This is a genomic window from Marilutibacter chinensis, from assembly GCF_021725675.1.
In the GTDB taxonomy this organism is placed as follows: Bacteria; Pseudomonadota; Gammaproteobacteria; order Xanthomonadales; family Xanthomonadaceae; genus Marilutibacter; species Marilutibacter chinensis.
The window spans coordinates 141,432-167,080 of sequence record NZ_JAKJPO010000007.1 but is presented as its reverse complement, the minus strand read 5'-3'; the positions used below and the strand labels follow the sequence as shown (position 1 = coordinate 167,080).

Below are 25,649 nucleotides of genomic sequence, written 5' to 3'. Positions count from 1 at the left end.
GATCAGGCCGTCAGCGTCGCCAGCACCGCCTCGTCGGCGATGCCGGCCACGATCCGTGCCGCACCGGCCTTGTCCCAGAGGATGAAGCGCAGACCCTGCGCGTCGGCCTTCTTGTCCAGCCGCATGCGCGTCAGCAGCGCCTCCGGCGACAGCCCGACGGGGATTTCGACCGGCAGCCCGAATCGCTGCAGCAACGCCTGCAGGCGCTGCGCATCGGCCGCCGGGGCGAGGCCGAGCCTGGCCGACAGCCGCGCCGCCAGCACCATGCCGACCGCGACCGCTTCGCCATGGTTGAGGCCGTCGCCGCTCGTGCCCGCATAACCCTGTTCGGTCTCGATCGCGTGGCCGAAGGTGTGGCCGAAGTTCAGCAGCGCACGATCGCCGTGTTCGAGCGGATCACGCTCGACCACGTCGGCCTTGTAGCGGCAGCTGCGCGCGACCGCCTCGGCGACCGCGGCGTCGTCGCGTGCGAGCAGCGCATCGACATGCGTTTCCAGCCAGTCGAGGAAACCGGCGTCGAAGATCGCGCCGTACTTGACCACCTCGGCCAGGCCGGCGCGCAGCTCGCGGTCGGGCAGGCTGCGCAGAACGGTGGTATCGGCGACCACCGCACGGGGCGGATGGAACGCGCCGACCAGATTCTTGCCGCTGGGCAGGTCGACCGCGGTCTTGCCGCCGACCGATGAGTCGACCATCGCCAGCAGGGTGGTCGGCACCTGGATCACGTCGATGCCGCGCATCCAGCAGGCACCGGCGAACCCGGCCAGGTCGCCGATCACGCCGCCGCCGAGCGCGAGCACCGCGGCGTCGCGGGTCGCGCCCAGCGTAGCCAGCGCATCCACGCATTCGCCGAAGCGGGCGAGGGTCTTCTCATGCTCGCCCGCGGGCATCACATAGCGAGCCGTCGTCAGCCCGGGTCGCGCCGCGCGTGCCGCGGCTTCGACACGGTCGGCATAGAGCGGTGCGACGTGCGCGTCGCTGACCAGCAGCAGATGGCGGCCGCGCAGCGCCCGGGTCAGTGCGGCGCCGTCGTCGATCAGACCGGGCGCTATCGTCACCGTGTAGGGGGCCGTGCCGCCGATGTGGACGGTCTGGGTGGCGGTCATGCGGTCGCTCCGGTGCGTTGCCAGTGGCGGTCGAGCTCGTGCTGCAGCCGGCGTGCGGCATCGGCGGCGCCGAGGGTGTCGGTATCGAAGGCGAGGTCGGCGACCTCGGCATACAGCGGGTCGCGGGTCGCGGCCATCTCGTGCAGTACCGCCTCGCGATCGGGCCGCGCCAGCAGCGGGCGGCTGCGGTCGTGGCGCAGCCGTTCGAGCTGCTGGGCCGGCGTCGCCCGCAGATGGACGACGAAGCCGCGCATGCGCAGCAACTCGCGGTTGTCCGGATCCAGCACCGCGCCGCCGCCGGTCGCCAGCAGCAGGCCATCGTCGCGGAGCAGCGTCTCCAGCATCGACCGCTCGCGGGCGCGGAAGCCGGCTTCGCCCTCGCATTCGAAGATCGTCGCGATGGTGGTGCCGGTATGCCGCTCGATCTCGTGGTCGGCGTCGACCAGGCGCAGCCCGTAATGCCCGGCCAGGCGACGGCCGATGCAGGTCTTGCCCGCCCCCATCGGGCCGACCAGGATCAGGTTGCGTGCGGGATTCATCCGCCGATTGTAGAGCCTGTCTCCGATTCTCCGACCGGAGGTCGCCGCTCCTGCCCTGCGTGGGCGACGGATGTTGCGCCGGCTTAACGGACGCACGCGTAGCGTAGGCGGCTCGGGCGATGTCGCCCGGCCAGTCCAGAAGGAGCCTGCCATGTCCATCGCCAAGGTCATCGAGCTCAATGCCGCGTCCAGCGTCGGCGTCGAGGATGCGGTCAAGAACGGATTGAAGAAGTGCAGCGAATCGGTGAAGAACATCCAGGGTGCCTGGGTCAGCGACATCAAGGTCGTGACCTCGCCCGATGGCAACGTGACCGAGTGGCGGGTGAACCTGCGGGTGACTTTCGTCGTCGAGTAGGCGTGGAGCCGCCGACGCTCAGCCGCCCAGCGGCCGGCGCCGTCCGTCCAGGCGCACCGTGCGCTCGGCCAGGCCGGGCAGGGTGCGCAGGGCGTGCCGGCTGACCCGTTCGTACAACTGGACGAAGCGGACGATCTGCGCCCGGCTCATCCCGATGCGCCGCGGACGCGCGGCACGCATCGCCTGCTCCTGTTGCCAGCGCCACTCCGGCACTGCCTCGAAACCCGGTGGCTGCAGGAACAGCAGGCGGTCCAGCCGCGACCACAGCGCGGGGTAGTCGCGCGCAAGTGCCCGGTTGCACCAGCGGCGCCAGCGGCCGTCCGGATCCTCGTTGCGCTCGACCGCATTGATCGGCGCGACCAGCGCAGCCGCCGCCTGCGCCGGAGTCTTCAGGCACCAGCCTTCGAACAGCACCAGGTCGACCGCATCGCAACGGCGCCAGCGCGACGGCGGCAGGCGGGTGTCGGCCAACTTGTCGAAACGTGGCAGGCGAACCGGTAGGCCTGCGCGCATGGCATCGAGCGTCGCGCACGCCAGTCCGACCTCGTGCGTGCCCGGGGGGCCGCGGGTCGCCAGCAGCGGGTGCACCTCGCGTGCGAGCCGCTGCCGATCGCGACGGCCGAGGTAGAAATCGTCGATCGACAGCGTCGCGCAGCGCAGCCCGCGCGATCGCGCAAGCGCGGCGACCTGGGCGGCCAGGGTCGATTTCCCTGTGCCCTGCAGCCCGGCGATCGCGTACACCCGCGCGCCGCTCGCCAGCGCATCGTCGAGCACGCCGGCGACGAAGTCCGGTTGGAAACCGGCGGCAGGGGGATGCAGCGTTCGCGCCATCGCTCCACAATAGCGCGATGGATACCTCACCCCTGCTGACCGAAGCCCTGGCCACCTTCGACCGACTGTTCGAGGAAGCCGTGGCCGCCGCCGAGCCCGACCCCACCGCATTGACCGTGGCCACCGCGGGACTCGACGCCCGGCCGTCGGCGCGCATCGTGCTGCTGAAGGCGCACGACGCGCGCGGCTTCGTGTTCTACACCCACCTGGACGGGCGCAAGGGCCGCGAGCTGCAGGCCAACCCGCATGCCGCCCTGCTGTTCCACTGGCCGCGGGTGCGCAACGGCGTGCAGGTGCGGATCGAGGGCGCGGTCGAGATCGTATCCGACGCCGAGGCCGACGCCTACTTCGCGAGTCGGCCGCGTGGCAGCCAGCTCGGTGCCTGGGCCTCGAAGCAGTCCGAAACACTGGAAGGCCGCGAGGTCTTCGAACAGCGCCTGGCCCGGGTCGAGCAGGAGTTCGACGGCCGCGACGTGCCGCGCCCGGCACGCTGGACCGGGTTGCGCGTGCGCCCGTCGACGATCGAGTTCTGGTATGGCGCCGATTTCCGCCTGCACGAGCGCCAGCTCTACGAATGCGACCGCGCCGGTGAGTGGTCGCGTCGCATGCTGTACCCCTGAGCGCCGACGTGATCGGCCCCCGCCGCATCGTCTGCCTGACCGAGGAGCCGACCGAGACGCTGTACGCGCTCGGCGAGCAGGACCGCATCGTCGGCATCAGCGGTTTCACCGTGCGGCCGGCGATCGCACGCAAGGAGAAGCCGAAGGTCAGCGCGTTCACCAGCGCGAAGATCGGCGAGATCCTCAAGCTGCGCCCGGACTTCGTGATCGGCTTTTCCGACATCCAGGCCGACATCGCCGCCGAGCTGGTCCGCCACGGGATCGAGGTCTGGATCAGCAATCACCGCAGCGTCGACGGCATCCTCGACTACATCCGCCGGCTCGGCGCGCTGGTCGGGGCCGGCGAACGCGCGAATGCCTGGGCCGGAGAGCTGCGGCGCGGCCTGGAGACGATCGCCGCGGAGGCGGCGACGCTGCCGCGGCGGCCGCGCGTCTATTTCGAGGAGTGGGACGAGCCGCCGATCACCGGGATCGCCTGGGTCGCCGAGCTGGTCCGCATCGCCGGCGGCGACGACATCTTCCCGGAACGCGCGGCCGAGCCGCTGGCGAAACAGCGCATCCTCGAGGATCCGCGCGAGGTGGTCGCGCGGGCGCCTGACATCATCGTCGGCTCCTGGTGCGGCAAGAAGTTCCAGCCCGGGAAAGTCGCCGCGCGCCCCGGCTGGGACGCGATTCCGGCGGTGCGCGACGGCGAGCTGCACGAGATCAAGTCGCCACTGATCCTGCAGCCGGGCCCGGCTGCGCTGACCGACGGCGTGCGCGCGCTGGCGGCGATCGTGCAGCGCTGGGCGGAGCGACGGTCCTGAGTTTCTTCTGATTCGGCCGATCACGCGCGCCAGGCTACACATCGTCCCCCCGTAGGAGCAGCGTGGGCCGCGATCGGGCTTTCGTGGGGAGGCTGCATCGCGGCTCACGCTGTTCCTGCGAAGGCCGTGAGCAGCCAGCCCCTCGGCTCAAGGCTCGATGTCTGGTGGAAGAAAAGCGACAGCCATCGATCACGCGGACGAACACGGAGTCCGTTGACCAGGCCCTCGCCTTGTCCGTGTTCATCGGCGCAATCCGTGGCGGCGCATTTGCGCCTTCATGCCTGCGTGCGGCTCAATCCGGGAACACGTCGCGGCTGAACTGCAGGCGGATCGGCGCCTCGCCCGCGCGTTCGACCCGGATGTCGAAGCGCAGGGTCTCCGGCGGCGTCACCCGGACCGTGCCCACGTAGTCGATCAGCGCCTGCTCCGGGGGGCCGCCGCTGCGTACTTCGCGCAGCACCTGCCGTTCGGAGACGCCGCGCAGGTCGGCGGTTTCCAGGGTGACCTGCGCCGGCAGCGCGATCTCCCCGGTCTCCGGGCCCTGGCGGACGCCGACCAGCACCAGCACCCGGCCTGGGCCGCGTTCGATGCCGTATTGGCGCGCCACCGCCTCGCCCACGCGCAGGGTCGGGACCACGCTGGCGCGTACGGTGACGTCGCCGGCGCGCACCGTCGCCTCTTCCATTACCTGCCCGTGCGGCTGCGCAGGCGGCGTCGACGACTCGCGTCCGCAGCCGGCCAGCGCGAGCGGCAGCACGGTCAGGGCGAACAGGCCATGCAATGCGCTGCGGGCGAAGCCGGTGCGTGCCCGGGACGGAAGCGGTACCGTCGTCACCACCGGAAACGCCGCCATCAGTCGTTGGCCGCCGACAGCTCGCGCCCGCGCCGGGTCGCCGCTTCGATCGCGTCGGCGACCAGGGCGCGGAAGCCGCCGGCCTCGAAGGTCTCGATCGCGGCCTGGGTGGTGCCGCCGGGCGACGTCACCCGCTTGCGCAGCACCTCGGCGGATTCTCCGGACTCGACCAGCATCCGGGCGGCGCCGAGCAGGGTCTGCGCCGCCAGCGTGCGGGCGGTATCGGCCGGCAGGCCCTGGGCCTCGCCGGCCGCCTGCATCGCTTCGGCGAGGAGGAACGCGTAGGCCGGACCGCTGCCGGAGACCGCGGTCACCGCATCCATCAGCGCCTCGTCGGCGATCCAGACGGTTTCGCCCGCGGTCGCGAGTATGCGTTCGGCCAGCGTGCGCTGGTCGGCGTCCACGCGCGGGTTCGCGAACAGCCCGGTGATGCCGGCGCCGAGCAGGGCCGGGGTGTTCGGCATCGTCCGCACCACCGCACGGCCGTCGCCGAGCCAACGGTCGAGCTGGGTCGAAGTGATTCCCGCGGCGATCGACACGATCAACGGGTCGGCCGCTGCGGCGTCGGCCACCGTTTTGCAGACCGTGCGCATCACCTGCGGCTTGACCGCGAACACCCAGACCGGGGCACCGGCGGTCGCTTCGGACGCGTCGGCGAAGGTGGCGACTCCATAGTCGGCGTGCAGCGCGGTGCGCAGCGCCTCGACCGGCTCGGCGACACGGATCGAGCCGGGCGGCGTGCCGCGCGAGACCAGGCCGGCGATCAGGCTGCGGGCCATGTTGCCGCCGCCGATGAAGGCGATGGCTTGGGAATCGAGGGCCGGGGGCTGAGAACCGGGAGTGGACATGGAGACGGAGGGCGGCAGTTCGGGAAAGCGAGGATAACAAGGCCACGGCGGCCCTCGGTCTTCAGGCCGGTCAAGCGGAGCGCACCCGGGATGAACGCCAACGCGTAGATCCGTGGCCCCAGGCCGATCGCAATCGCGGGCTGTGCCCTGGGTTTGCCCGGGTGAAACCCCGCGAACCCCGTAGGAGCGGCGTGAGCCGCGACGGGCTTTCATGGGAAGGCTCCTCGCGGCTCACGCTCCTACAAAAGACCGCGGGCTGCCAGTCCTCGGCCCTCAGCCCCGCTTCCCGAACAATGCGGTCCCGATCCGCACCATCGTCGCGCCTTCGGCGATCGCGAGCGGGTAGTCGTCGCTCATCCCCATCGAGAGGGTGTCGACGTCGGGATGAGCGGAGCGCAGGATCTCGAAGCATTCGCGCATCGCCGCGAACGCCTGCCGGCGCACCGCGTCGTCCGGCGACGGCGCCGGGATCGCCATCAGCCCGCGCAGGCGCAGGTTCGGGTGTCCGGCGATCTGCGCCGCCAGCGCGGCAACCTGGTCCGGCCGGCAGCCGTGCTTGCCCGCCTCGTCGTCGATGTTGACCTGGATCAGCAGGTTCAACGGCGTGCGGCCGGCAGGGCGATGGCGGGCGAGGGCGGCGATCAGCTTGCTCCGGTCGATGGTCTGGACCCAATCGAACAGGGTCGCGGCCTCGCGCGCCTTGTTCGACTGCAGGTGGCCGATCAGGTGCCATTCGATCGGCGGGACGCCGGCGATCGTCGCCAGTTCAGCCTGCTTCGCCGCCGCTTCCTGAACGTAGTTCTCGCCGAAAGCGGGAATCCCGTCGGCGTCGAGCTCGGTGAAGGCGGTGGCCAGCCCGGCGACCGCACGAGCCGGCTGGGTCTTGCTGACCGTCAGCAGTCGTGGCGCTGGCCGGCGATGGCTTTGTGCCACGTTATCAATACGTTGCAGGGTATCGCACAACGTGGCGTGCAGTGGGGTCGCGTGCACGGTAGGGGCCGTCGGAGTCGTGGTTGAAGTGGGGGGCGAGGTGGGCGTCGAAGCGGAAAAGGGCGTCGACGGGTCGCTTTGCGACCCATGCCGCAGTTGGCGGTCGACGCTGGATTTGCGTCGTCGATCCGGGGCTATACTGCCCCGCAGGGGTAGTATCGTTCCATTCCACGGCGCCTGACAGGGGCCGACCAGTAGTGCGGGGGAGCACGCATGGATATCGCCGAGCTGTTGGCGTTCTCGGTCAAGAACAAAGCATCCGACCTGCATCTGTCGGCCGGACTGCCGCCGATGATCCGCGTCGACGGCGACGTCCGCCGGATCAACATCCCGGCCCTGGACCACAAGCAGGTGCACGCGCTGGTCTACGACATCATGTCGGACAAGCAGCGGCGCGACTACGAGGAATTCCTCGAGGTCGACTTCTCGTTCGAGATTCCCGGCCTGGCCCGCTTCCGCGTCAACGCGTTCAACCAGAACCGCGGTGCCGGTGCGGTGTTCCGTACGATTCCCTCCGAGGTGCTGACCCTGGAGGACCTGGGTTGCCCGCGCATCTTCAAGGAACTGATCGACCAGCCGCAGGGCCTGATCCTGGTGACCGGCCCGACCGGTTCGGGCAAGTCGACCACGCTGGCGGCGATGCTCGACCACGTCAACAAGAACGAGTACGCGCACATCCTGTCGGTCGAGGATCCGATCGAATTCGTCCACACCTCGCAGAAATGCCTGATCAACCAGCGCGAGGTGCACCGCGACACCCATGGCTTCAACGAGGCGCTGCGCTCGGCGCTGCGCGAGGACCCGGACTACATCCTGGTCGGCGAGCTGCGCGACCTTGAAACCATCCGCCTCGCGCTGACCGCCGCCGAGACCGGCCACCTGGTGTTCGGCACCCTGCACACCAGCTCGGCGGCCAAGACCATCGACCGCATCATCGACGTGTTCCCGGCCGGCGAGAAGCCGATGGTGCGCTCGATGCTGTCCGAATCGCTGCGCGCGGTGATCAGCCAGGCGCTGCTGAAGAAGGTCGGCGGCGGCCGCACCGCGGCGTGGGAGATCATGGTCGGCATTCCGGCGATCCGCAACCTGATCCGCGAGGACAAGGTCGCGCAGATGTACTCGGCGATCCAGACCGGCCAGCAGCACGGAATGATGACCCTCGACCAGCACCTGCAGGACCTGGTCAAGCGCGGCCTGGTCGCGCGCCAGCAGGCCCGCGAATACGCGAAGGACAAGCGGCTGTTCGATTGATGCCGGGACTCGCGGCTCCGGATTCCGGACCCGCAAAGACGATGACGTACACGGTACGGGTTTGATTCAAAGCAGATGGACAGGTGACCGACGGGAATCGCGGCGGACGCAGGGCTCACGGCCTTGCCGAGTCGCCAGTCCCGAGTCCCGAGTCCCGGGAGTACACCCATGAGCACGATCGACTTCACCTCCTTCCTCAAGCTGATGGCGCACCAGAAGGCGTCGGATCTCTTCATCACCGCCGGCATGCCGCCGTCGATGAAGGTGCACGGCAAGATCTCGCCGATCACCCAGAACGCGCTGACCCCGCAGCAGAGCCGCGACCTGGTGCTCAACGTGATGAGCCCGCAGCAGCGCGAGGAGTTCGAGAAGACCCACGAGTGCAACTTCGCGATCGGCGTCGCCGGCGTCGGCCGCTTCCGCGTCAGCTGTTTCTACCAGCGCAACCAGGTCGGCATGGTGCTGCGCCGGATCGAGACCAAGATCCCGACCGTCGAGGAACTGAGCCTGCCGCCGATCATCAAGACGCTGGCGATGACCAAGCGCGGCATCATCATCTTCGTCGGCGCCACCGGCACCGGCAAGTCGACCTCGCTGGCGGCGATGATCGGCTACCGCAACAACAACTCGACCGGCCACATCATCACCATCGAGGATCCGATCGAGTTCGTGCACAAGCACGAAGGCTGCATCATCACCCAGCGCGAGGTCGGCATCGACACCGACAGCTGGGAGAACGCGCTCAAGAACACCCTGCGCCAGGCGCCGGACGTGATCATGATCGGAGAGGTGCGTACCCGCGAAGGCATGGACCACGCCATCGCCTTCGCCGAGACCGGCCACCTGGTGCTGTGCACCCTGCACGCGAACAACGCCAACCAGGCGATGGACCGCATCATCAACTTCTTCCCCGAAGACCGCCGCCAGCAATTGCTGATGGACCTGTCGCTGAACCTCAAGGGCGTCGTCGCCCAGCAGCTGGTGCCGACCCCGGACGGCAAGGCGCGCCGGGTCGCGATGGAAATCCTGCTCGGCACCCCGCTGGTCCAGGACTACATCCGCGACGGCGAGATCCACAAGCTGAAGGAAGTGATGAAGGATTCGGTCCAGCTGGGCATGAAGACCTTCGACCAGAGCCTGTTCGAGCTCTACCAGGCAGGCGAGATCAGCTACGAGGACGCCCTGCGCTACGCCGACTCGCAGAACGAAGTCCGACTGCGCATCAAGCTCGCCCAGGGCGGCGACGCCCAGACCCTCGCGCAGGGGCTGGATGGGGTTGAGGTGGCGGAGGCGCGGTAGCCAGTCGTCTTAGACAGGCTGCCCCGACGTTGGCGCCCGGGCAGCATCAGTCCAATAGGCGAAATGCTGAAGCGGTCGGACGAGCGTGCCTTGTCCGGCCGCTTATGCTTTTGCATGCAATCGAAACATGGCATCTTGGCCGCGTTACGGTCCTGCCGCGATGACGCGTCACGACTCGATGCGGACATCGTCCTTCATGCATCTTGATGAAAAGTTCAAGGATTGAATTATGAGGTTTTTGTTGTGTTCGTGTTATTCCCTGATGTTCGGGGTGCTCGCCCTGGTCGCGCCTGGTCAGGTGAGTGCTCAGAACCGGGACATTCCTGCTTCCACCGCATACAAACCTCAGGTGGCCATATCGGGGTACTTGTTCTCTAATGGAGATGAGGCTTGTCGTCGTGTCGGGGATAACTACAACTCCCGCGAAAATCATGGCACGACGTACGCGAACGCGAAGTTCGCGGTGCATCCCGAGTTGGGGGTCGGATGCTATTACGACGAGACGGATGAGGCGTCGGGTAATGTTAGATACGGTCAGTTTCGGGCCAACTGGGTGAACAGAAAGCTTGTATGTCCATCCGGATATAACTACATGAAGAATGGCGGGTTCTGTCGCAGGTACGACTCGCCGGTTGTGGTGGACAACAAGCCCATCAAGCAGTGCGTTCACGCAGGAAATCCAATCGTCTGCAATCAGCAGTCGAAGCTTGAGATTGATATCGATCAGATTACGCCCGGCTTTGCATTGAGGAAGACATACAGGTCGGTACCGCTTTCGCCCGAGTCGATCGATAATCTTCACGGCAGGAACTGGACGTCCAGGCTGACCCGGCAGCTGTCGCTGCCTGATGAGCATGCGCTGCCTCAGTCGCAGGGAGTGATCTATTCCTTCCGGGAAGACGGAACGACCATCCCGTTTGTCGATAGCGGTGCCGGCCAGTGGGTGTCGGAGGCCGACATGGATGGTTATTTGCTGGTCGATCTGGGACCTGCCGGTGATGAACGCTGGGTACTTTCGCGTCCCGATGGGCAGAGCGAACACTATGACGATAAAGGCAGGATCGTCAGGGAGTCGTTCGGCAATGTTGATGTCGCCAGGTACGTGCGTTCCGATGCCGGACGCATCGAATCTATAGTTGATGAGATGGGCCGTTCCATCCATATCAACTATGTCTTGAGCAACGGTCTGATCGACAGTATCACCGCTCCGGATGGTGCCGTTTTTGGCTACCAGTACAACGACAAAGGGCACCTCGTTGGTGTTCTGAAGGGCGGTGAATTCAAGGAATTTGTTTACAATGTCTCTGGCAACAACCCATATCTCGTAGAGGTTCGCGAGAATGGGGTAGCGACTGCGAGTTTCTCCTATGATTCAGGATACAAATACACCCATACGGAGAAAGCTGAAGGGCTTGACGCGTACAGCATCTCCTATGCGAACTATGGTTTGACCGCCACAGTAGTCAACCCCGTTGGCGGTGAAACACGCTATACCTTCGAGAGCCGCTATGGAATGCGGGTGCCGGTGCTGGTCGAGAAGCTGCTCGATGGCCAAGTGCATTCAACCGTACAGCTCGGTTACGACAATCGCTCGAATGTCGCGATGAGACGTGATGATGCGATTACCGAGTGCAGCTATTACGATCCGGTGCAGCGTTTCAGGACCGCGCACTTTGTCTTTGACGCGACGATGGCGTCGTGCCCCTCGGACGTTCAGGCAGCGCAGGCGGCCGGGCCTTTAAGAGGTGAGGTTGTAACCAAGGACGCACTTCTGCCTCGGCCCGTACGGATTGATCACTACGGAAGCACGGGGGAGATACTCAAATATGAAGCCATCACTTATAACGATATCTGGCGGGTCTCCTCCAGCACCGTTACCGATACGATCAGCAGTGAATCGAGGACGACGAATTTCTCGTACTGCGAGGCTCCGGGAGTTGCTGCGGGCACCTGCGCCCGCATCGGCAACCTCCTGTCGGTAGACGGCCCCCGCACCGACGTCAGCGACCTGACCAGCTACCAGTACTACCCCGCCGACCACGCCGACTGCGCGATCTCGCCGACGACCTGCGCCTGGCGCAAGGGCGACTTGTGGAAGGTCACCGACGCGCTCGGCCACGTCACCGAGACCCTGCGCTACGACGGCGCCGGCCGGGTGCTGTCGGTCAGGGACGCCAACGACGTCGTCACCGACTTCGAGTACCACCCGCGCGGCTGGATGACCGCGCGCAAGGTCCGCGGCAGCGACGACACCGCCGAGGCCGACGACCGCATCACCACCATCGCCTACCTGCCGACCGGCCTGGTCAGCAGCGTGACCCTGCCCGACGGCAGTTTCACCTCCTATGTCTACGACGCCGCACACCGGTTGACCGACATCGTCGATGCCGACGGCAACCGCCTGCACTACACCCTCGACAACGCCGGCAACAGGATCAAGGAAGAAGTGCTGGGCGAGAACGACGCCGTCAAGCGCACCCTGTCGCGGGTCTACAACCAGCTCGGCCAGCTCGCGACCCAGGCCGATGCCGGCGCCAACCCGACCGACTTCACGTACGACGCCAACGGCAACCTGAAGACCACCACCGACGCGCTGGACCGGGTGATGCAGAACGACTACGACCCGCTGAACCGGCTGATCGGCACCCTGCAGGACGTCGGCGGCATCGAGGCCGCGACCGCGTTCGAATACGACGCGCTCGACAATCTCACCAAGGTCACCGACCCGAAGGGGCTGGACACCGTCTACAGCTACAACGGTTTCGGCGACCTGACCCAGCTCGACAGCCCGGATACCGGTATCACCACCTACACCTACGACGCCGCCGGCAACCGCACCGGCCAGACCGACGCGCGCGGTGAGACCACGACATACGGCTACGACGCGCTGAACCGCCTGACCTCGGTGAGCTACAGCGACAGCAGCCTGGACGTCGCCTACGCCTACGACACCGTCCAGACCAGCTGCGCGACCGGCGAGACCTTCGCCATCGGCCGCCTGAGCCGGATGAGCGATGGCAGCGGCCACACCGACTACTGCTACGACCGCTTCGGCCAGCTGGTACGCAAGGTCCAGGTCACCGATGGCCAGCCCTTCACCCTGCGCTACGTCTACACGAAGGCCGGCCAGCTCAGCCGGATGACCTACCCGGACGGCACCGAGGTCGACTACGTCCGCGACGGCCAGGGTCGGACCAGCGAGATCGGCGTCACCGCGCCCGGTGGCAGCCGCGAGGTGCTGCTCAGCAACGCGAGCTGGTACCCGTTCGGCCCGGTCGGCGCCTGGACCTACGGCAACGGCCGCACGCTGTCGCGCACGCTGGACCTGGACTACCGCCCGCAGTCGATCCTGAGCACCGGCACGGGCTCGGCCACCAGCGGCGGCGGCGGCCTGGACCTGGGCTTCGGCTTCGACCCGGTCGGTAACCTGACCAGCCTGCACGGCGCCGACCGTGCCGAGCCGCCGCGGGTGCGTCTGGACTACGACGGGCTGAGCCGGCTGACCGCGTTCCGCGACGGCCCCACCGACACCACGATCGAGAGCTACGGCTACGACGCCACCGGCAACCGCACCAGCTTCACCAATGCCGGCGGTACCCAGGCCTACAGCTATCCGACCGACAGTCACCGACTCAGCGCGGTCGCGGGCGTGGCCCGCGGCTACGACGCGGTCGGCAACACCACCACGATCGGAACTACCCGCGAATACGTCTACAACGCCGCCAACCGCCTGAGCGCGGTCAAGCAGGGCGGTGCGGTGACGATGAACTATGGCTACAACGGCCGCGGCGAGCGTGTGCATCGCCACTTGGGCAGCGACGTCACCTACAGCGTCTACGACGAAGCCGGCCATTGGGTCGGCGACTACGACGCCAGCGGCGCCCCGAAGCAGCAGGCGATCTGGCTCGACGACCTGCCGGTGGGCCTGCTCAGCGGTATCGCGACAACCGCCAACCGCCTGCACTACATCGAGCCCGACCACCTCGGTACCCCGCGCGCGGTGATCGAACCCCAGCGCGACGTCGCGGTCTGGACCTGGGACATCGCCAGCGAGGCGTTCGGCAACAGCGCCCCGAGCCAGGATCCTGACGGCGACAGCACCGCGTTCGTCCTCGACATGCGCTTCCCCGGCCAGCGTTACGACGCGGCAAGCGGGTTGAACTACAACTACTTCCGGGATTACGAGGCAGGGACGGGACGGTATTCGCAGTCGGATCCGATAGGGCTTTCTGGAGGTGTCTCGACCTACGCCTATGTGCGGTCGAGCTCCTTGCAGCATGCCGATCCACTAGGACTCGTTGACCATGTCAGCGGTCGCTGGATCGACTGCGGAAAGGGGTGCCGAATTCGTATCGACTTTACCTTTGATGGAAATACCGGCCAAAGGACAAGGCATTTACATTGGGAATGCAAAGGCGAGTCAGGAGAGTGTGGTGAGTTCGGAAAGCCTTCGCATGGCGGAACTTGGGATGACGCTCCTAGACACATTCGGGAATGCGCGCTTCGAAATGGATTTAGTGGGCAGACGTCGCGCGATCAGGAGCAACGACGAACCGCACCAGAGATGCCTGAAATGAGTCCGGGTTCTAAGGCGGCGGCGGCCGGTGCGGTAGTTGGCGCAGCCCTGGTGGCCTTATTTGGCTATCTTGTAGGAGGGTGACTATGACTTTGAGTGAAGAATTTTCCGACCTCGCTAGTCGTGACTTTCACGATGCCGAAATAATAGCTATCCACTTCGATTTGCGAGCGCGACGATGTAATATCGAACTGGCGTTGCCAAAAGAGATGGATCGCGAGCGCCTTCCGTTCGCCCTGGAATTGACAGGGTTATCTGCCGCGACGTGTGCTCTGGATATAAATGAGATTGTAGATAACGCTAAGACGGGGAACGTTATGACTTGTCGCGTCGATGAGGAGCGGAAGATTGTTCGGCTTTATCTAACCGATGGGTTTGTTGAATTGCGGGGAGAAGGTGGCTGACCGGTAGATATGGCTTGAAGAATGGGGTCGGGTTAATTTTCTAACCGCGACTAGCAAACGCGAGATGCTTGCTTGCAGCCAGCGTAGCCCGGATAAGCGGAGCGCATCCGGGACTATTTCCGTTGCCAATGTTGAGCTTGACGAATTGCTCTTTTCACAACGCACCCCATTGATTCGGCTGGAAGCACTCGCGAATACGTCTACAACGTCGCCAACCGCCCGAGCATGATCAGGCAGAGCAGGGTGGTGAGGACGGGATGAACTACGAGAATGGAGCGGCCGTCCTGATCGGCGATAGGGTGGATCTCGGCGGTGGCATGACAGGAGTCGTCGTAGCCGTTATCGATACCGGCGATTTTTCCGCAGGCTATGCGGCTAAGGAATGGAGCTATCTGCGCGCGGGGATCCTGGTCGAGTCGTCCCAGGCCGGAGTCGTTCACTATCCGGGAGCATGGGCTGGTCTTGTCCTGCTTGGTCGGGCCGATGCCGGCTCGCGGGACCACTGAATCGTTGCGTCCGGACTCGATGAGTTGTGGTGGTCCAGGTGCGATCGCTGAACGGGCGGTTCCTGCGGCGAGGGAATATGCGCTTGGGCACCCCAACTTGCACTCCCTGCCCGCCACGTCCAGACTTCCCGCATGGCCGCCTTGTGCGGCTGTTTCTTTGCGTCGTCTGTCAGTGCTTCGGCCTTTTCGGCGTATTCCCAACACTTCCCGAATGATGGAGGCCCTCATGGAAATCGCCGACCGCTGCGTCGCTTCCTTTCACTACACTCTGACCGACGATGCCGGCCAGGTCATCGACTCGTCCAGCGGCCGCGACCCGCTGAGCTACCTGCATGGCGCCGGCAACATCGTCGCCGGTCTGGAGAAGGCGCTGGCCGGCAAGCAGGCCGGCGACAAGCTCAAGGTCGACGTCGCCCCGGAAGAGGGCTACGGCATCCGCCACGACGGCCTGGTCCAGCAGGTGCCGCGCGACGCCTTCCAGGGCATCGACAACGTGCAGCCGGGCATGCAGTTCCAGGCGCAGACCGGCAACGGTCCGCTGCTGGTGACGGTGACCGAGGTCGGCGAAGGCACCGTGACCGTCGACGGCAACCACCCGCTGGCCGGCAAGACCCTGCATTTCGACGTGGAGGTCACCGAGGTGCGCGAGGCCACTGCGGACGAACAGCAGCACGGCCACGCCCACGGTGCGGGCGGCGCGCACGGCTGATCGCCGGCGATGGTCGCGGCCTTCCGCGACCACGCTAGGAATCCCGGCCCGGATCGCGTTGGCGGTCTGGGCCGTTTCGTGTCCGCGGGCGAGGGTCGCGCTGCGCTCAGCCTGCCAGCGCGACGACCGACGGCAGCTGCGGGTGGGCGCGGGCGATGCGCTGCATCGTCGGGCAGTCGTGGCGGTGCGCGCCGGGCAGGTAACCCAGGCTCATCAGGAATTCGCCGGTGATCTCGCCACCGGTGAAGCGGAAGGTGCGCTTGAACAGCTTCACCCATGCGGCCTTGTCGCGGTGGCGGTCGCCGTCGCGGGCATGCGCGTCGAGCCAGGCCGCGAAGCCGCCGTGGCTGTCGCGCATCCCGCGGATTACGCCGGCGTTGTGGATCGCGGCCTCGACCTTGAGCCGGTTGCGGATGATGCCGGCATCGGCCAGCAGGCGTGCGCGTTCGGTATCGCCGTAGGCAGCCACCGCGTCGACGTCGAAGCCGTCGTAGGCGCGGCGGAAGCCCTCGCGCTTGCGCAGGATCGTCTCCCAGCTCAGCCCGGCCTGGTTGATCTCCAGCAGCAAGCGCTCGAACAGCACCGCTTCCTCGTGTTGCGGGAAGCCGTACTCGTGGTCGTGATAGGGGCCGTGCAACGGGTGGCCGGGTGCGATGTCGCAGTAGCCGGACATGGGGCGCTCCTGGCGATCGGACACAGGCCCGATGGCCTGGACGGGTGGGGTGGGAGTGGCAGCGCCGGCCGGGTCTGGCGGGCGCCGGACCCACGACGATAACGCGTCGGCGCGCTCCACGCGAGGCGCGGGCGAGGCGGTAGAATGCAGGCCATGTCCGTGTCTCCCACCCCGCTCGCCAACCAGCTCCTGATCGCCCTGCCTTCGCTGGCGGACAGCAATTTCTCGCGCAGCGTCGCGCTGATCTGCCAGCACGACGAGGACGGCGCGATGGGGATCGTGGTCAACCGGGCCTCGGAGTACACGCTGGGCGAGGTGCTGGGCCAGATGGGCGTGGAGGGCGGCAGCGAGTCGCTGCGCGCGCAGCCGGTGCTGGCCGGCGGGCCGGTCCATCCGGAGCGCGGCTTCGTGCTGCACGACGGCGGCCTGCAATGGGATTCGACGATGCAGATCGGCGAGCGGCTGTACCTGACCACCTCGCGCGACATCCTCGAGGCGATGGTGCGCGGCGAGGGGCCGCGGAACGCGACGGTGGCCCTGGGCTGCGCGGGGTGGGGTTCCGGCCAGCTCGAACGCGAACTGGCCGACAACGACTGGCTGACCGCGCCCTCCGATGCCGAGCTGCTGTTCTCGCTGCCGCTGGATTCGCGCTGGCAGGCCGCGGCCGGCCGCATCGGCGTGGATTTCGCGCACCTGGCCGACTACGCGGGCCATGCCTGAGACGGCGACGATGAAGCGCGACGGCACGGTCCTCGGTTTCGATGTCGGCGCGCGCCGCATCGGGGTCGCGGTCGGCAGCGCGTTCGGCAATGGCGCGCGTGCGCTGGCCGTGGTCGACGTGCACGGCCACGGTCCGGACTGGACGGCGATCGACCGCCTGCGCAAGGAATGGCGGCCTGACGGCTTCGTGGTCGGCGACCCGATGACCCTGGACGGCGGCGACCAGCCGATCCGCAAGCGGGCCCACGCCTTCGCCCGCGAACTGCATGCGCGCTACCGGCTGCCGGTGGCGCTGGTCGACGAGCGCGCGAGCTCGATCGAGGCCGCGCAACGTTTCGCCAGCGATCGCGCCGGAGGACGCCGGCGCCGCCGCGATGCCGAGGTGCTCGACGCGATGGCGGCCGCGGTCGTCGTCGAGCGCTGGCTGGCCGCACCGGACGATGCCATGGAGATAGGTGTCGCACCGCCCTCCGATGCTTCCCACTGAACCTTCTCCGGACCGCATGAACCAGGATCTTTCCGCCCCCGCGCCGCATGCAGCGGTCGATGCCTCTCGCCACCTGATCGGACTGCAGGAGATGCCGCGCGCCCGGATGGAGGCGCTGCTCGATCGGGCCCAGCATTTCGCCGATGGCCATGATGAGCGCAGGGCGCTGGCCGGCGTCGCGGTCTGCACGCTGTTCTTCGAGCCATCGACCCGGACCCGGCTGAGCTTCCAGCTCGCGGCGCAGCGGCTGGGCGCGGACGTGCTGAGCTTCGATGCGTCGACATCGTCGACCAGCAAGGGCGAGACCGCGTGCGACACCCTGAAGACGATCGAGGCGATGGGCGTACGCGGCTTCATCGTCCGCCACAAGGACGACGGCGCGGTGGCCGGACTGGCCGCCGAGGCCGGCGAGGGCACCTGCCTGATCAATGCCGGCGACGGCCGCAGCGCGCACCCGACCCAGGGCCTGCTCGACATGCTGACCCTGCGCCAGGCCAAGGGCGCGGATTTCTCGCGGTTGAAGGTGCTGATCGTCGGCGACGTGAAGCACTCCCGTGTCGCTCGCTCGGACCTGCATGCGCTGCGCACCCTGGGTACAGGCGAGGGCAGGTCGATTGAAATCCGGGTCTGCGGCCCGCAGGCGCTGTTGCCGGACGACGACACCCTTCACGGTTGCGCGGTGTCGCAGGACTTCGACGCCGCGCTGGAAGGCGTGGACGCAGTGATGATGTTGCGGCTGCAGCGCGAGCGGATGGAGGACGGCCTGGTCGCATCGCTGGAGGACTACCACCGCGACTATGGCCTGACCCTCGCACGCCTGGCCCGAGCCGATGCCGACGCGGTGGTGCTGCATCCGGGCCCGATGAATCGCGGTGTCGAGATCACCGACGCGGTCGCCGATGGCCCGCAGTCGCTGGTGCTGCGCCAGGTCGCCAACGGCGTGGCGGTGCGCATGGCGGTGCTGGAGAGCCTGCTGAAGGGCTGAGGCCGGGGCGGGGGATTGATCCATAATCGGGAAAACCGACTGTGGAGATCGCTTCGATGTTTGCCGTCCTCCGTCCGAAGGCCTTGGCGACGTTCGCCTTGGCGATCGCGCTTTGCCCTCCCTTCGCACTGCATGCACAAGGTGGCGGCGGTGACGCCGGACCCGTACCGAAGGTGGAACGTAGCGCCGATGCGGGTACCGAGAAGGTCGCGATGGAGGCGTGGCGACGTTTCCTCGCGGCCTGGGACAGTGGCGACTGGGCGCCGTTCCTGGAGATGACCACGGATGATTTCCAGTTCCAGTTTCCTGTAGGTCCCCATGCCGGTCGACACGAGGGTGCGGCAGGCAAGGCGGCGCTGGAAGCGTGGATCGAGTCGAACCGCGGTGTACGAATCAAGGGGCGGGCACTCGAAGTGTTGATCGCCGGCGATACGGCTGTGTTCGAGAGCTACGGCGAAAGCGTTCCGCCCGACGCTTACCGCAACTTCGAAGCGATCGTGTTCGAGGTCGAGGGAGACAGGATCCGCGCGATGCGCGAATACTGGGGTCTGGCCGATCCATCGCCGACCGGCGCGGTGCGGCCGGCGATCGACGTCGATGCCCCGCAGAACTAGCGGGGCTGCCAAGACTTCAGCGGCGCCGCTGCTGCGCGAACAGCCAGTCCCACATCGGCGCGTGGCCGTAGGTCGCGTCCCAGGAGTTGTGGTTGGCGTCCGGAAACTCGGTGTAGCGGACATCGGCGCCGGTCGCCTCGAGCGCGGCGTTCATGCGCCGCGACTGCTCCGGCGGCACCACGTCGTCCAGGCCGCCGTGGAAGATCCACACCGGCAGCTCGCGCAGGCGTTCGGCGGTGGCCATGAACGGGTCGGCGCTGCCTGCGACCGCTTCGACCGTGAGCGGCGATTCCGCCCGCGGCGATGTGATGCCGCCGCAGACCGGGACCAGCGCGGCGAAGCGTCGCGGCTGCAGCAGCGCCAGCTCCCATGTGCCGTAGCCGCCGCGCGACATGCCGGTCAGGTAGGTGCGGTCGGGGTCGCCGCCGAACTCGGCGCTCGCCGCGTCGAGCATGGCGAACGCCATCGCCGCGACGTCGCCATCCCACGAGCGTTCCGGCGGCGACTGCGGGAACACCACGATCGCGGGGAAATCCCGCGCATGCCTCCGCAGGTAGGGGCCCAGTCCGACCTCGGTCTGCTTGACGCCATCGTCGCCGCGTTCGCCCGAGCCGTGCAGGAACAGCACGACCGGCCGCCTGCCGCCGGCGTCCTGCAGGCGCGCGGAGGAGGGGACGAAGACCTGGTAGACGTGGGCGACACCGTCGATCGTCAGCGTGCGGCGGACGAATCCGCCCGGCGCTGCGGGCTCGGGGGACGCGGCAGGCCCCTGCGATGGCGCTGGTGAGGTCGTGCAGGCGGCGGTCAGCAGGGCGGGCAACGTGATGGCGGCCATCAGGATCAGGATCCGGCGCAATGCGAAGGGCATGACGGGAAGCTCTCCGGGTGCGTTCGTGCAGGTCATCGGCAGGCTACCGCAACGTACCGGTCGTTGCCCGCCCTGCATGTCCCCCGACGGCTCGGCGGCACATGGTGGGCTCCCGATGGCGGTCAATCGCCCTGGTCGCGATCTGCCGTCGTTGGCGTGCCCTGGTGGAAGACCATCCGCCACCATGCGTGCCCCGCGACGCTTTCGCGTCGCCACAGCGAGCTTCGCAGGGAATGGCGCGGCGGTCGCGCGGAGTCGGGATCGGCGATCGTCGCCCGATAGGTCGCCAGGACCAGGTCGCCGGCCATGACACGTACCGCGAAACCGGCGATCGAGTAGCGGTAAAGACCGGCCTCGCGCGGCAGCCGTGCCAGCACTTCGGCCTTGCCGAACGAACGGCCGGTGCTGGCGAACTCGAGAAAATCGTCGGCGATCAACGCATCCAGCGCCTCGACGGAGGCACGGATGTCGGGCTGGAGCAGGCGCCGTTCCAGTTCGAGGATGCGTGCCTGCAATGCCGTGGTGTCCATGAGCTCGCCGTCGTCGGGGCAGCGGTTCAGTGCAGGAGAACCAGCGTCGCCAGGCCGAGGAAGGTGAAGAAGCCGAGTACGTCGGTGACCGTGGTCAGGAAGATGCTGCTGGCGAGGGCGGGGTCGAAACCGAGCCGCTTCAGCGTCAGCGGCACTGTCACCCCGGCGGTGGCGGCGAACAGCAGGTTCAGCGTCAACGCGGAAGCGATCACCAGCGACAGCTGCAGGTCGTGGAACCAGAACCAGACCACGGTGCCGAGCAGGGTGCCGAGCGCGAGTCCATTGAGCAGCGCCAGCCGGACCTCCTTCCACAGCAGCACGCCGGCATTGGAGGCGCCGACCTGGCCGAGCGCGAGGCCGCGTACCATCAACGCCAGCACCTGGGTGCCGGCGTTGCCGCCCATGCCGGCGACGATCGGCATCAGCACGGCGAGGGCGACGATCTTCTCGATCGTCGCCTCGAACTGGCCGACCACGCTGGCGGCGAGGAAGGCGGTGCCGAGATTGATCGTCAGCCAGGCCAGCCGCCGCCGCATCGCCCGGCGGATCGGACTGAACAGGTCTTCCTCCTCGTCGAGACCGGCCGCACCCAGCGCCTGGTGCTCGGCACGATCGCGGATGATGTCGACCACGTCGTCGATGGTGATGCGGCCGAGCAGCACGTTGCCGTCGTCGACCACCGGCGCGCTCAGCCAGTCGTGGTCGGAGAACTGGCGGGCGACCTCGTCGGCGGACTCGTCGACGTCGATCGCCGGCTGTTCGTCGTCGATCAGCCTGTTGATCGGGTCGCCCGGCTCGCAGGTCAGCAGCGAGGCCAGCGCGATCCGGCCCAGGTACTGGTGACGCCGGCTGACCACGTACAGATGGTCGGTGTGCTCGGGCAGCTCGCCGCGCAGGCGCAGGTAGCGCAGCACGACGTCGACGGTGGTGTCCGCACGCACGGTCACGACGTCGGGATTCATCAGGCGGCCGGCGGTGTCCTCGGGATAGGACAGCACCTGCTCGAGCCGGTCGCGGTTCTCGCGGTCCATCGACTTGAGGACCTCGTCGATGACCGTGTCCGGCAGGTCCTCGACCAGGTCGGCGAGGTCGTCGATGTCGAGGTCCTCGACCGCGGCGACGATCTCGTCGGGGTCCATCTCCGCGAGCAGGCTCTCGCGGACCTCGTCGCCGACGTGGACCAGGACTTCGCCGTCGTCCTCGGCGTCGACCAGGCCCCAGACCACGGTGCGCTTGGGTGGCGGCAGCGATTCGAGCAGGTTGCCGATTTCCGCCGGCGACAGCGTGTTGACCAGCCGCCGGACCGGCCCGAGACGGCCGCTGTCGAGCGCGTCCGAGAGCAGGCGGAGCTGGCGGGCGGTCTCAGAACCGGTCTGCATGGGCTGCGCGCTCCGCGTTGGGGCCGTGTGCCCGGGATGCGAGGAAGGCCGGGAACCCGCACGGCGACGCATGCCCGGTCGACGACGCGCCAGCGCGGCCGTGCGGCCAGGCGCGTCCAGCCATCATGGCCGTCGCGGCCGTCCGCCGCGACGCGGTCCGGTTCCGCGGACAAGCCATCGCGCCACGCGATGCCATCCGATCGCGAAGGCCGGGCCATGAAGCCCATGTGGCGGATCCTGGCAGGCGGTTGGGGCGGACGGCTTCGGCCATGCAGGGCTCCGGGTATGGGACTCGGCGATCTTGATCGGCGGAACAGGACGGCAGTGCCGCACGATTCCGGTCGGGTGCCGCAATCATTCCGGCACCCCCGACGGCGGATCAGGGTGGCGGGCCCGGGCGCGGCTTGCGCGGAGCATCCCCGAGCGGGGCGGACGTTCCGCGGACGACGCGTCCAGTGCGTCCCGCGTGATTATCGCCGCTGCGCGCGAAGCTGCCCAGCCCGGGCGCCACGGCCGTGATCGCGGCGGCTCAACCGCCGGGCGCGGGGGTGTTGGCGGTCAGCCAGCGCACGAGCGCGGCATGGTCGCCGGCGCGCAGCAATCCGGCACTGCGCCGGCGCAGCGCCGACAGGTCGTGGCTGCGGATGGTGTGGCGCAGCTCCAGCATCGTCGCCGGATGCAGACTGAATTCCGTCAGCCCCAGCGCGAGCAGCAGCGGAGCGAAGCTGGCGTCGCCGGCCATCTCGCCGCATACCGCCACCGGCACCTCGCGCGCCCGGGCCAGCCGGATCACGTCGCGCAGCACCCGCACCACCGCCGGGTGCAGCGGCGTGTAGAGCTCGCCGAGCGCCTCGTTGATGCGGTCGGCGGCCAGCAGGTACTGGACCAGGTCGTTGGTGCCGATCGAGAGGAAGTCGACCTCGTCGATGAAGCTGGCCAGTGCGATCGCCGCCGCCGGAACCTCGATCATCGCGCCGAGCGGCACGCGGTCGGCGATCGCATGGCCCTGCGCGCGCAGCGCTTCGGCGACCCGCTCCAGGTGGGCGCGCACCTCGCGGATCTCGGTACGGCTGCTGACCATCGGCAGCAGGATCCGCAGCGGGCCGTAGCCGGATGCGCGCAGCAGCGCACGCAGCTGGGTCTCGAGCACATCGGGGCGGGCCAGCGACAGGCGCACGCCGCGCAATCCGAGCGCCGGGTTGGGCTCGTCGCGCAGGGCCAGGCCGGTGTGGTCGGCCTTGTCGGCGCCGAGATCGACGGTGCGGACGGTCACCGTGCGCCCGGTCATGCCGAGCACCAGGTCGCGATAGGCGCGGAACTGCTCCTCTTCGTCCGGCAGCTCCCTGCGCTGCAGGAACAGGAACTCGGTGCGGTACAGGCCGATGCCGGCGGCGCCCAGCGCATGCGCCTCGGCGACGTCCTCGCGCGATTCCGCGTTGGCGTAGAGCTTGATGTCGACACCGTCGAGCGTACGGGTCGGTTCGCGGCGCAGCCGGTGCAGTTCCCTGCGCTCACGCTTGAGCTCGCGCGCGCGCGCGCGGTGGCCGCGCAGGTCCTCGGCATTGGGCTCGAGCACGACCAGGCCGTTGCCGCCATCGATCATCAACGTGTCGCCATCGTTGATCTTCTGCAGCACGCCGGGTGCGCCGACGACCAGGGGCAGGTGCAGGCTGCGGGCGAGAATCGCGCTGTGCGAGAGCGGGCTTCCGCTGGCGGTGACGATTGCCATCACCCCGTGCGCCTGCAACTGGGCGATCTCCGCCGGTGCGACCGAGTCGGTGATCAGGATGTCGCCGGCGAGGCCCTGGAGTTCGCCCTCCTGGCGATGCAGGGCGGCATGGACGCGGCCGATGACCTGGTCGATGTCCTCGACCCGGCTGCGGAAATACGCATCGTCCATGTCCTGGAACACGGAAGCGATGCGGTCGCGCTGCAGGCGCAGCGCGTAGTCCGCGGAATAGCGGCCGATGCGGATCAGTTCGTTCAGCCCCTGCAGCAGTTCCGGATCGTCGAGCAGCAGGGTGTGCAGGTCGAGGAATTCGCCGACCTCGTGCGCCAGCGCGCCGTGCAGCCGTTCGCGCAGCGCATGCATCTCGCCGCGGACGGTCGTTATCGCGGCGTGCAGCCGGGCGAGCTCGGCGTCGATCGCCTCGCCGGCGATCTGCTCTTCGGCGACCTCCAGCGCGTGTGGCAGGCGCACGCGTGCGCGCCCCAGCACGCTTCCGCGCGAGGCGCCGGTGCCGTGGAATTCCTGCCGCATCAGGACCAGTCCATGCAGCCGGACACGGCGACACCGCACCCAGGTCGAGATGCCCCTGCACCCGGGCGGGCGTGTCGCGGCGTCCTCACTCGCACATCTGTCGTCATGAAATCCCTCGTTCCTCCCTGCCCCACGTACGGCGGGGCCATTCCGGCAGCGGGGGCGGCCGCTGCGCCCTCGCTGATCGTCGAAGAGCGCACACCCGTGCGTTCTTCAGGCCGCGGGTCCGAAGCCTGTCCGTATCCGCTTCCGACGAATCAGGTGCCGCCTGCACGCCCGATTCGCGGGAAGCGATCGTCCCTGGCCGCGTCGGCACGCCGTTCTCCGGCCGCCGGCTAGCTGTCCTCGTCGAAGCGGCGCTCGAACAGCGCGACGATCGCTTCGGTGGCCGCGTTCTCGTCCTCGCCCTCGACCCGCAGCCTGACCACGGTGCCCTGGCCCGCGGCAAGCAGCATCACGCCCATGATGCTCTTGGCGTTGACCTCCCGGCCCTTGGCGAGCAGCGTGGCGTTGCTGCGGAATGCGGACAGCACCTGGACCAGCTTGGCGGTCGCGCGCGCGTGCAGGCCGAGTCGGTTGGAGACGGTCAGTTCGCGTTCGATCATCGGGCAGATCCTCGGGCCGTCTTCGTGTCAGGCATCGTCCAGGACGACGCCGTTGCGGGCGCCTGCGGCGGCGACCGCGGGCAGTTCATCCAGGGCGAGCTCGGCGTAGTTCATCACCCGCAGGAGCATCGGCAGGTTCAACGAGGATACCCGCCGCACCGGTGTGCCCAGGCGGGCGACCTTGGCGGCAAGGTTGCTCGGCGTCGCGCCGTAGACGTCGGTCAGCACCAGTACGCCGTCGCCGCCGTCGACCCGCCTCAGCGCCGCGCTTGCCTGCGGCAGCAGCCGGTCCGGGTCCGCGCCGAGCGGGACCTCGAAGGCCTCCGCGCGCAGGGGCAGGCTGCGCAACAGCTGCGTGGCCACGGCCAGCAGCGCGTTGCCGATGCCTTCATGGGTGACGAGGAGGATGCCGACGCTCATGCCGCCAACTTATCAGAGCGCGATGGCGCGCCGATAGCGGCGGCGGGGAGATGGGTTCCGGAAAGCGGCGCGGGCAGCCGGATGGCCGCCCGTGGCGTGGTTCGAATCGGTCGTGTGGCGAAAGATTGTCCGGAGATCGGCCGGTGAAGGGTTGTCCGGCGAGAACTCCGGACAACGCCGGCCGTGGACGTCTCCCGGACGGCATGGGGCCGGGCGCGGCTCGGCCCTGCTTCCGAGGGATCTGGCACGCGGGATCAAGCACGTGCGCTCGCGTGGATGCAGGCCGCCGTCGCGAACCGGTCCGATCGTGCCCGGTTCGCGGTGGTGATGCGGGCAATCAGTGCCGGCGGCCGGTACTCACTCACCCCGGCAAGGGGAGCCTCCGCATCGAGCGGAGGCTGCCGGGAGGCTACGT

Annotated in this window: 26 protein-coding genes; 13 read left to right on the top strand and 13 right to left on the bottom strand. The window is 67.9% G+C overall.

Annotated elements, in window-relative coordinates:
* Positions 1-2 precede the first annotated feature (2 nt).
* Both aroB and L3V18_RS11995 read right to left on the bottom strand, forming a co-directional pair.
* Positions 3-1,106 (bottom strand): 3-dehydroquinate synthase, encoded by a 1,104-nt coding sequence (gene aroB, locus L3V18_RS12000; RefSeq protein WP_237055169.1) that lies wholly within the window; start codon positions 1,104-1,106, stop codon positions 3-5.
* A complete protein-coding gene (locus tag L3V18_RS11995; protein ID WP_237055167.1) occupies positions 1,103-1,645 on the bottom strand; it encodes a shikimate kinase in 543 nt (180 codons plus the stop codon). Before L3V18_RS11995 ends, aroB begins: the two co-directional genes overlap by 4 nt.
* 151 nt (positions 1,646-1,796) lie before the next feature.
* Here L3V18_RS11995 and L3V18_RS11990 point away from each other — a divergent pair, with 151 nt between their 5' ends.
* Positions 1,797-2,000 (top strand): dodecin family protein, encoded by a 204-nt coding sequence (locus L3V18_RS11990; protein WP_237055165.1) that lies wholly within the window; start codon positions 1,797-1,799, stop codon positions 1,998-2,000.
* Positions 2,001-2,018: 18 nt separating this feature from the next.
* On the opposite strand, the gene L3V18_RS11985 is transcribed toward L3V18_RS11990, so the two are convergent.
* Positions 2,019-2,831, bottom strand: coding sequence for a kinase (locus L3V18_RS11985; RefSeq protein WP_237055164.1), 813 nt, complete (start codon positions 2,829-2,831; stop codon positions 2,019-2,021).
* A 17-nt stretch (positions 2,832-2,848) separates the two neighbouring features.
* Between L3V18_RS11985 and pdxH the strand changes: the two genes are divergently transcribed.
* Positions 2,849-3,451: a pyridoxamine 5'-phosphate oxidase gene (gene pdxH, locus L3V18_RS11980; protein WP_237055162.1), complete on the top strand. Its 603-nt coding sequence runs from the start codon at positions 2,849-2,851 to the stop codon at positions 3,449-3,451.
* A gap of 11 nt (positions 3,452-3,462) precedes the next feature.
* Positions 3,463-4,257 (top strand): cobalamin-binding protein, encoded by a 795-nt coding sequence (locus L3V18_RS11975; RefSeq protein ID WP_237055336.1) that lies wholly within the window; start codon positions 3,463-3,465, stop codon positions 4,255-4,257.
* A 292-nt stretch (positions 4,258-4,549) separates the two neighbouring features.
* On the opposite strand, the gene L3V18_RS11970 is transcribed toward L3V18_RS11975, so the two are convergent.
* The 3 genes from L3V18_RS11970 to L3V18_RS11960 all read right to left on the bottom strand — a co-directional run bounded on the left by L3V18_RS11970 (position 4,550) and on the right by L3V18_RS11960 (position 6,948).
* Positions 4,550-5,110, bottom strand: a complete 561-nt coding sequence (locus L3V18_RS11970; RefSeq protein WP_237055160.1) for a DUF4426 domain-containing protein — start codon at positions 5,108-5,110, stop codon at positions 4,550-4,552.
* Entirely contained in the window at positions 5,110-5,958 is an 849-nt protein-coding gene (proC, locus tag L3V18_RS11965) for a pyrroline-5-carboxylate reductase (protein ID WP_237055158.1), read from the bottom strand. The genes L3V18_RS11970 and proC overlap by 1 nt, the downstream gene beginning before the upstream one ends.
* A gap of 273 nt (positions 5,959-6,231) precedes the next feature.
* Positions 6,232-6,948, bottom strand: coding sequence for a YggS family pyridoxal phosphate-dependent enzyme (locus tag L3V18_RS11960; RefSeq protein ID WP_425493518.1), 717 nt, complete (start codon positions 6,946-6,948; stop codon positions 6,232-6,234).
* Positions 6,949-7,161: 213 nt separating this feature from the next.
* Between L3V18_RS11960 and L3V18_RS11955 the strand changes: the two genes are divergently transcribed.
* The 6 genes from L3V18_RS11955 (at position 7,162) to L3V18_RS11930 (ending at position 15,693) form a co-directional block, all read left to right on the top strand.
* Positions 7,162-8,199, top strand: coding sequence for a type IV pilus twitching motility protein PilT (locus L3V18_RS11955; RefSeq protein ID WP_237055156.1), 1,038 nt, complete (start codon positions 7,162-7,164; stop codon positions 8,197-8,199).
* Between the two features lie 168 nt (positions 8,200-8,367).
* Positions 8,368-9,498, top strand: coding sequence for a PilT/PilU family type 4a pilus ATPase (locus tag L3V18_RS11950; RefSeq protein WP_237055154.1), 1,131 nt, complete (start codon positions 8,368-8,370; stop codon positions 9,496-9,498).
* Between the two features lie 229 nt (positions 9,499-9,727).
* A complete protein-coding gene (locus L3V18_RS11945; protein ID WP_237055152.1) occupies positions 9,728-14,158 on the top strand; it encodes an RHS repeat-associated core domain-containing protein in 4,431 nt (1,476 codons plus the stop codon).
* 2 nt (positions 14,159-14,160) lie between these two features.
* Positions 14,161-14,478, top strand: a complete 318-nt coding sequence (locus tag L3V18_RS11940; RefSeq protein WP_237055151.1) for a hypothetical protein — start codon at positions 14,161-14,163, stop codon at positions 14,476-14,478.
* Positions 14,479-14,735: 257 nt separating this feature from the next.
* Complete coding sequence (locus L3V18_RS11935) at positions 14,736-14,984, top strand: hypothetical protein (protein ID WP_237055149.1); 249 nt, start codon at positions 14,736-14,738, stop codon at positions 14,982-14,984.
* A gap of 226 nt (positions 14,985-15,210) precedes the next feature.
* Positions 15,211-15,693 (top strand): FKBP-type peptidyl-prolyl cis-trans isomerase, encoded by a 483-nt coding sequence (locus L3V18_RS11930; protein WP_237055147.1) that lies wholly within the window; start codon positions 15,211-15,213, stop codon positions 15,691-15,693.
* Positions 15,694-15,799: 106 nt separating this feature from the next.
* On the opposite strand, the gene L3V18_RS11925 is transcribed toward L3V18_RS11930, so the two are convergent.
* Entirely contained in the window at positions 15,800-16,366 is a 567-nt protein-coding gene (locus tag L3V18_RS11925) for a DNA-3-methyladenine glycosylase I (RefSeq protein ID WP_237055145.1), read from the bottom strand.
* Between the two features lie 153 nt (positions 16,367-16,519).
* Here L3V18_RS11925 and L3V18_RS11920 point away from each other — a divergent pair, with 153 nt between their 5' ends.
* The 4 genes from L3V18_RS11920 (at position 16,520) to L3V18_RS11905 (ending at position 19,172) form a co-directional block, all read left to right on the top strand.
* Positions 16,520-17,086, top strand: coding sequence for a YqgE/AlgH family protein (locus L3V18_RS11920; RefSeq protein ID WP_237055143.1), 567 nt, complete (start codon positions 16,520-16,522; stop codon positions 17,084-17,086).
* Positions 17,079-17,573, top strand: a complete 495-nt coding sequence (gene ruvX / locus L3V18_RS11915; protein ID WP_237055142.1) for a Holliday junction resolvase RuvX — start codon at positions 17,079-17,081, stop codon at positions 17,571-17,573. Before L3V18_RS11920 ends, ruvX begins: the two co-directional genes overlap by 8 nt.
* A 16-nt stretch (positions 17,574-17,589) precedes the next feature.
* Positions 17,590-18,558, top strand: a complete 969-nt coding sequence (locus L3V18_RS11910) for an aspartate carbamoyltransferase catalytic subunit (protein ID WP_237055140.1) — start codon at positions 17,590-17,592, stop codon at positions 18,556-18,558.
* Positions 18,559-18,731: 173 nt separating this feature from the next.
* Complete coding sequence (locus L3V18_RS11905) at positions 18,732-19,172, top strand: nuclear transport factor 2 family protein (protein ID WP_237055138.1); 441 nt, start codon at positions 18,732-18,734, stop codon at positions 19,170-19,172.
* 16 nt (positions 19,173-19,188) lie between these two features.
* Here the strand turns inward: L3V18_RS11905 and L3V18_RS11900 are convergent, their stop codons facing one another.
* The 6 genes from L3V18_RS11900 to L3V18_RS11875 form a co-directional block, all read right to left on the bottom strand.
* Entirely contained in the window at positions 19,189-20,040 is an 852-nt protein-coding gene (locus L3V18_RS11900; RefSeq protein ID WP_237055136.1) for a carboxylesterase family protein, read from the bottom strand.
* Positions 20,041-20,162: 122 nt separating this feature from the next.
* Complete coding sequence (locus tag L3V18_RS11895) at positions 20,163-20,570, bottom strand: nuclear transport factor 2 family protein (protein WP_237055134.1); 408 nt, start codon at positions 20,568-20,570, stop codon at positions 20,163-20,165.
* Between the two features lie 26 nt (positions 20,571-20,596).
* Positions 20,597-21,949, bottom strand: a complete 1,353-nt coding sequence (gene mgtE / locus L3V18_RS11890; protein ID WP_237055132.1) for a magnesium transporter — start codon at positions 21,947-21,949, stop codon at positions 20,597-20,599.
* A 529-nt stretch (positions 21,950-22,478) separates the two neighbouring features.
* Entirely contained in the window at positions 22,479-24,209 is a 1,731-nt protein-coding gene (gene ptsP, locus L3V18_RS11885; protein ID WP_237055130.1) for a phosphoenolpyruvate--protein phosphotransferase, read from the bottom strand.
* 335 nt (positions 24,210-24,544) lie between these two features.
* Positions 24,545-24,814: an HPr family phosphocarrier protein gene (locus tag L3V18_RS11880; RefSeq protein WP_237055128.1), complete on the bottom strand. Its 270-nt coding sequence runs from the start codon at positions 24,812-24,814 to the stop codon at positions 24,545-24,547.
* A gap of 27 nt (positions 24,815-24,841) precedes the next feature.
* Entirely contained in the window at positions 24,842-25,234 is a 393-nt protein-coding gene (locus tag L3V18_RS11875) for a PTS sugar transporter subunit IIA (RefSeq protein WP_237055126.1), read from the bottom strand.
* Positions 25,235-25,649: the final 415 nt, after the last annotated feature.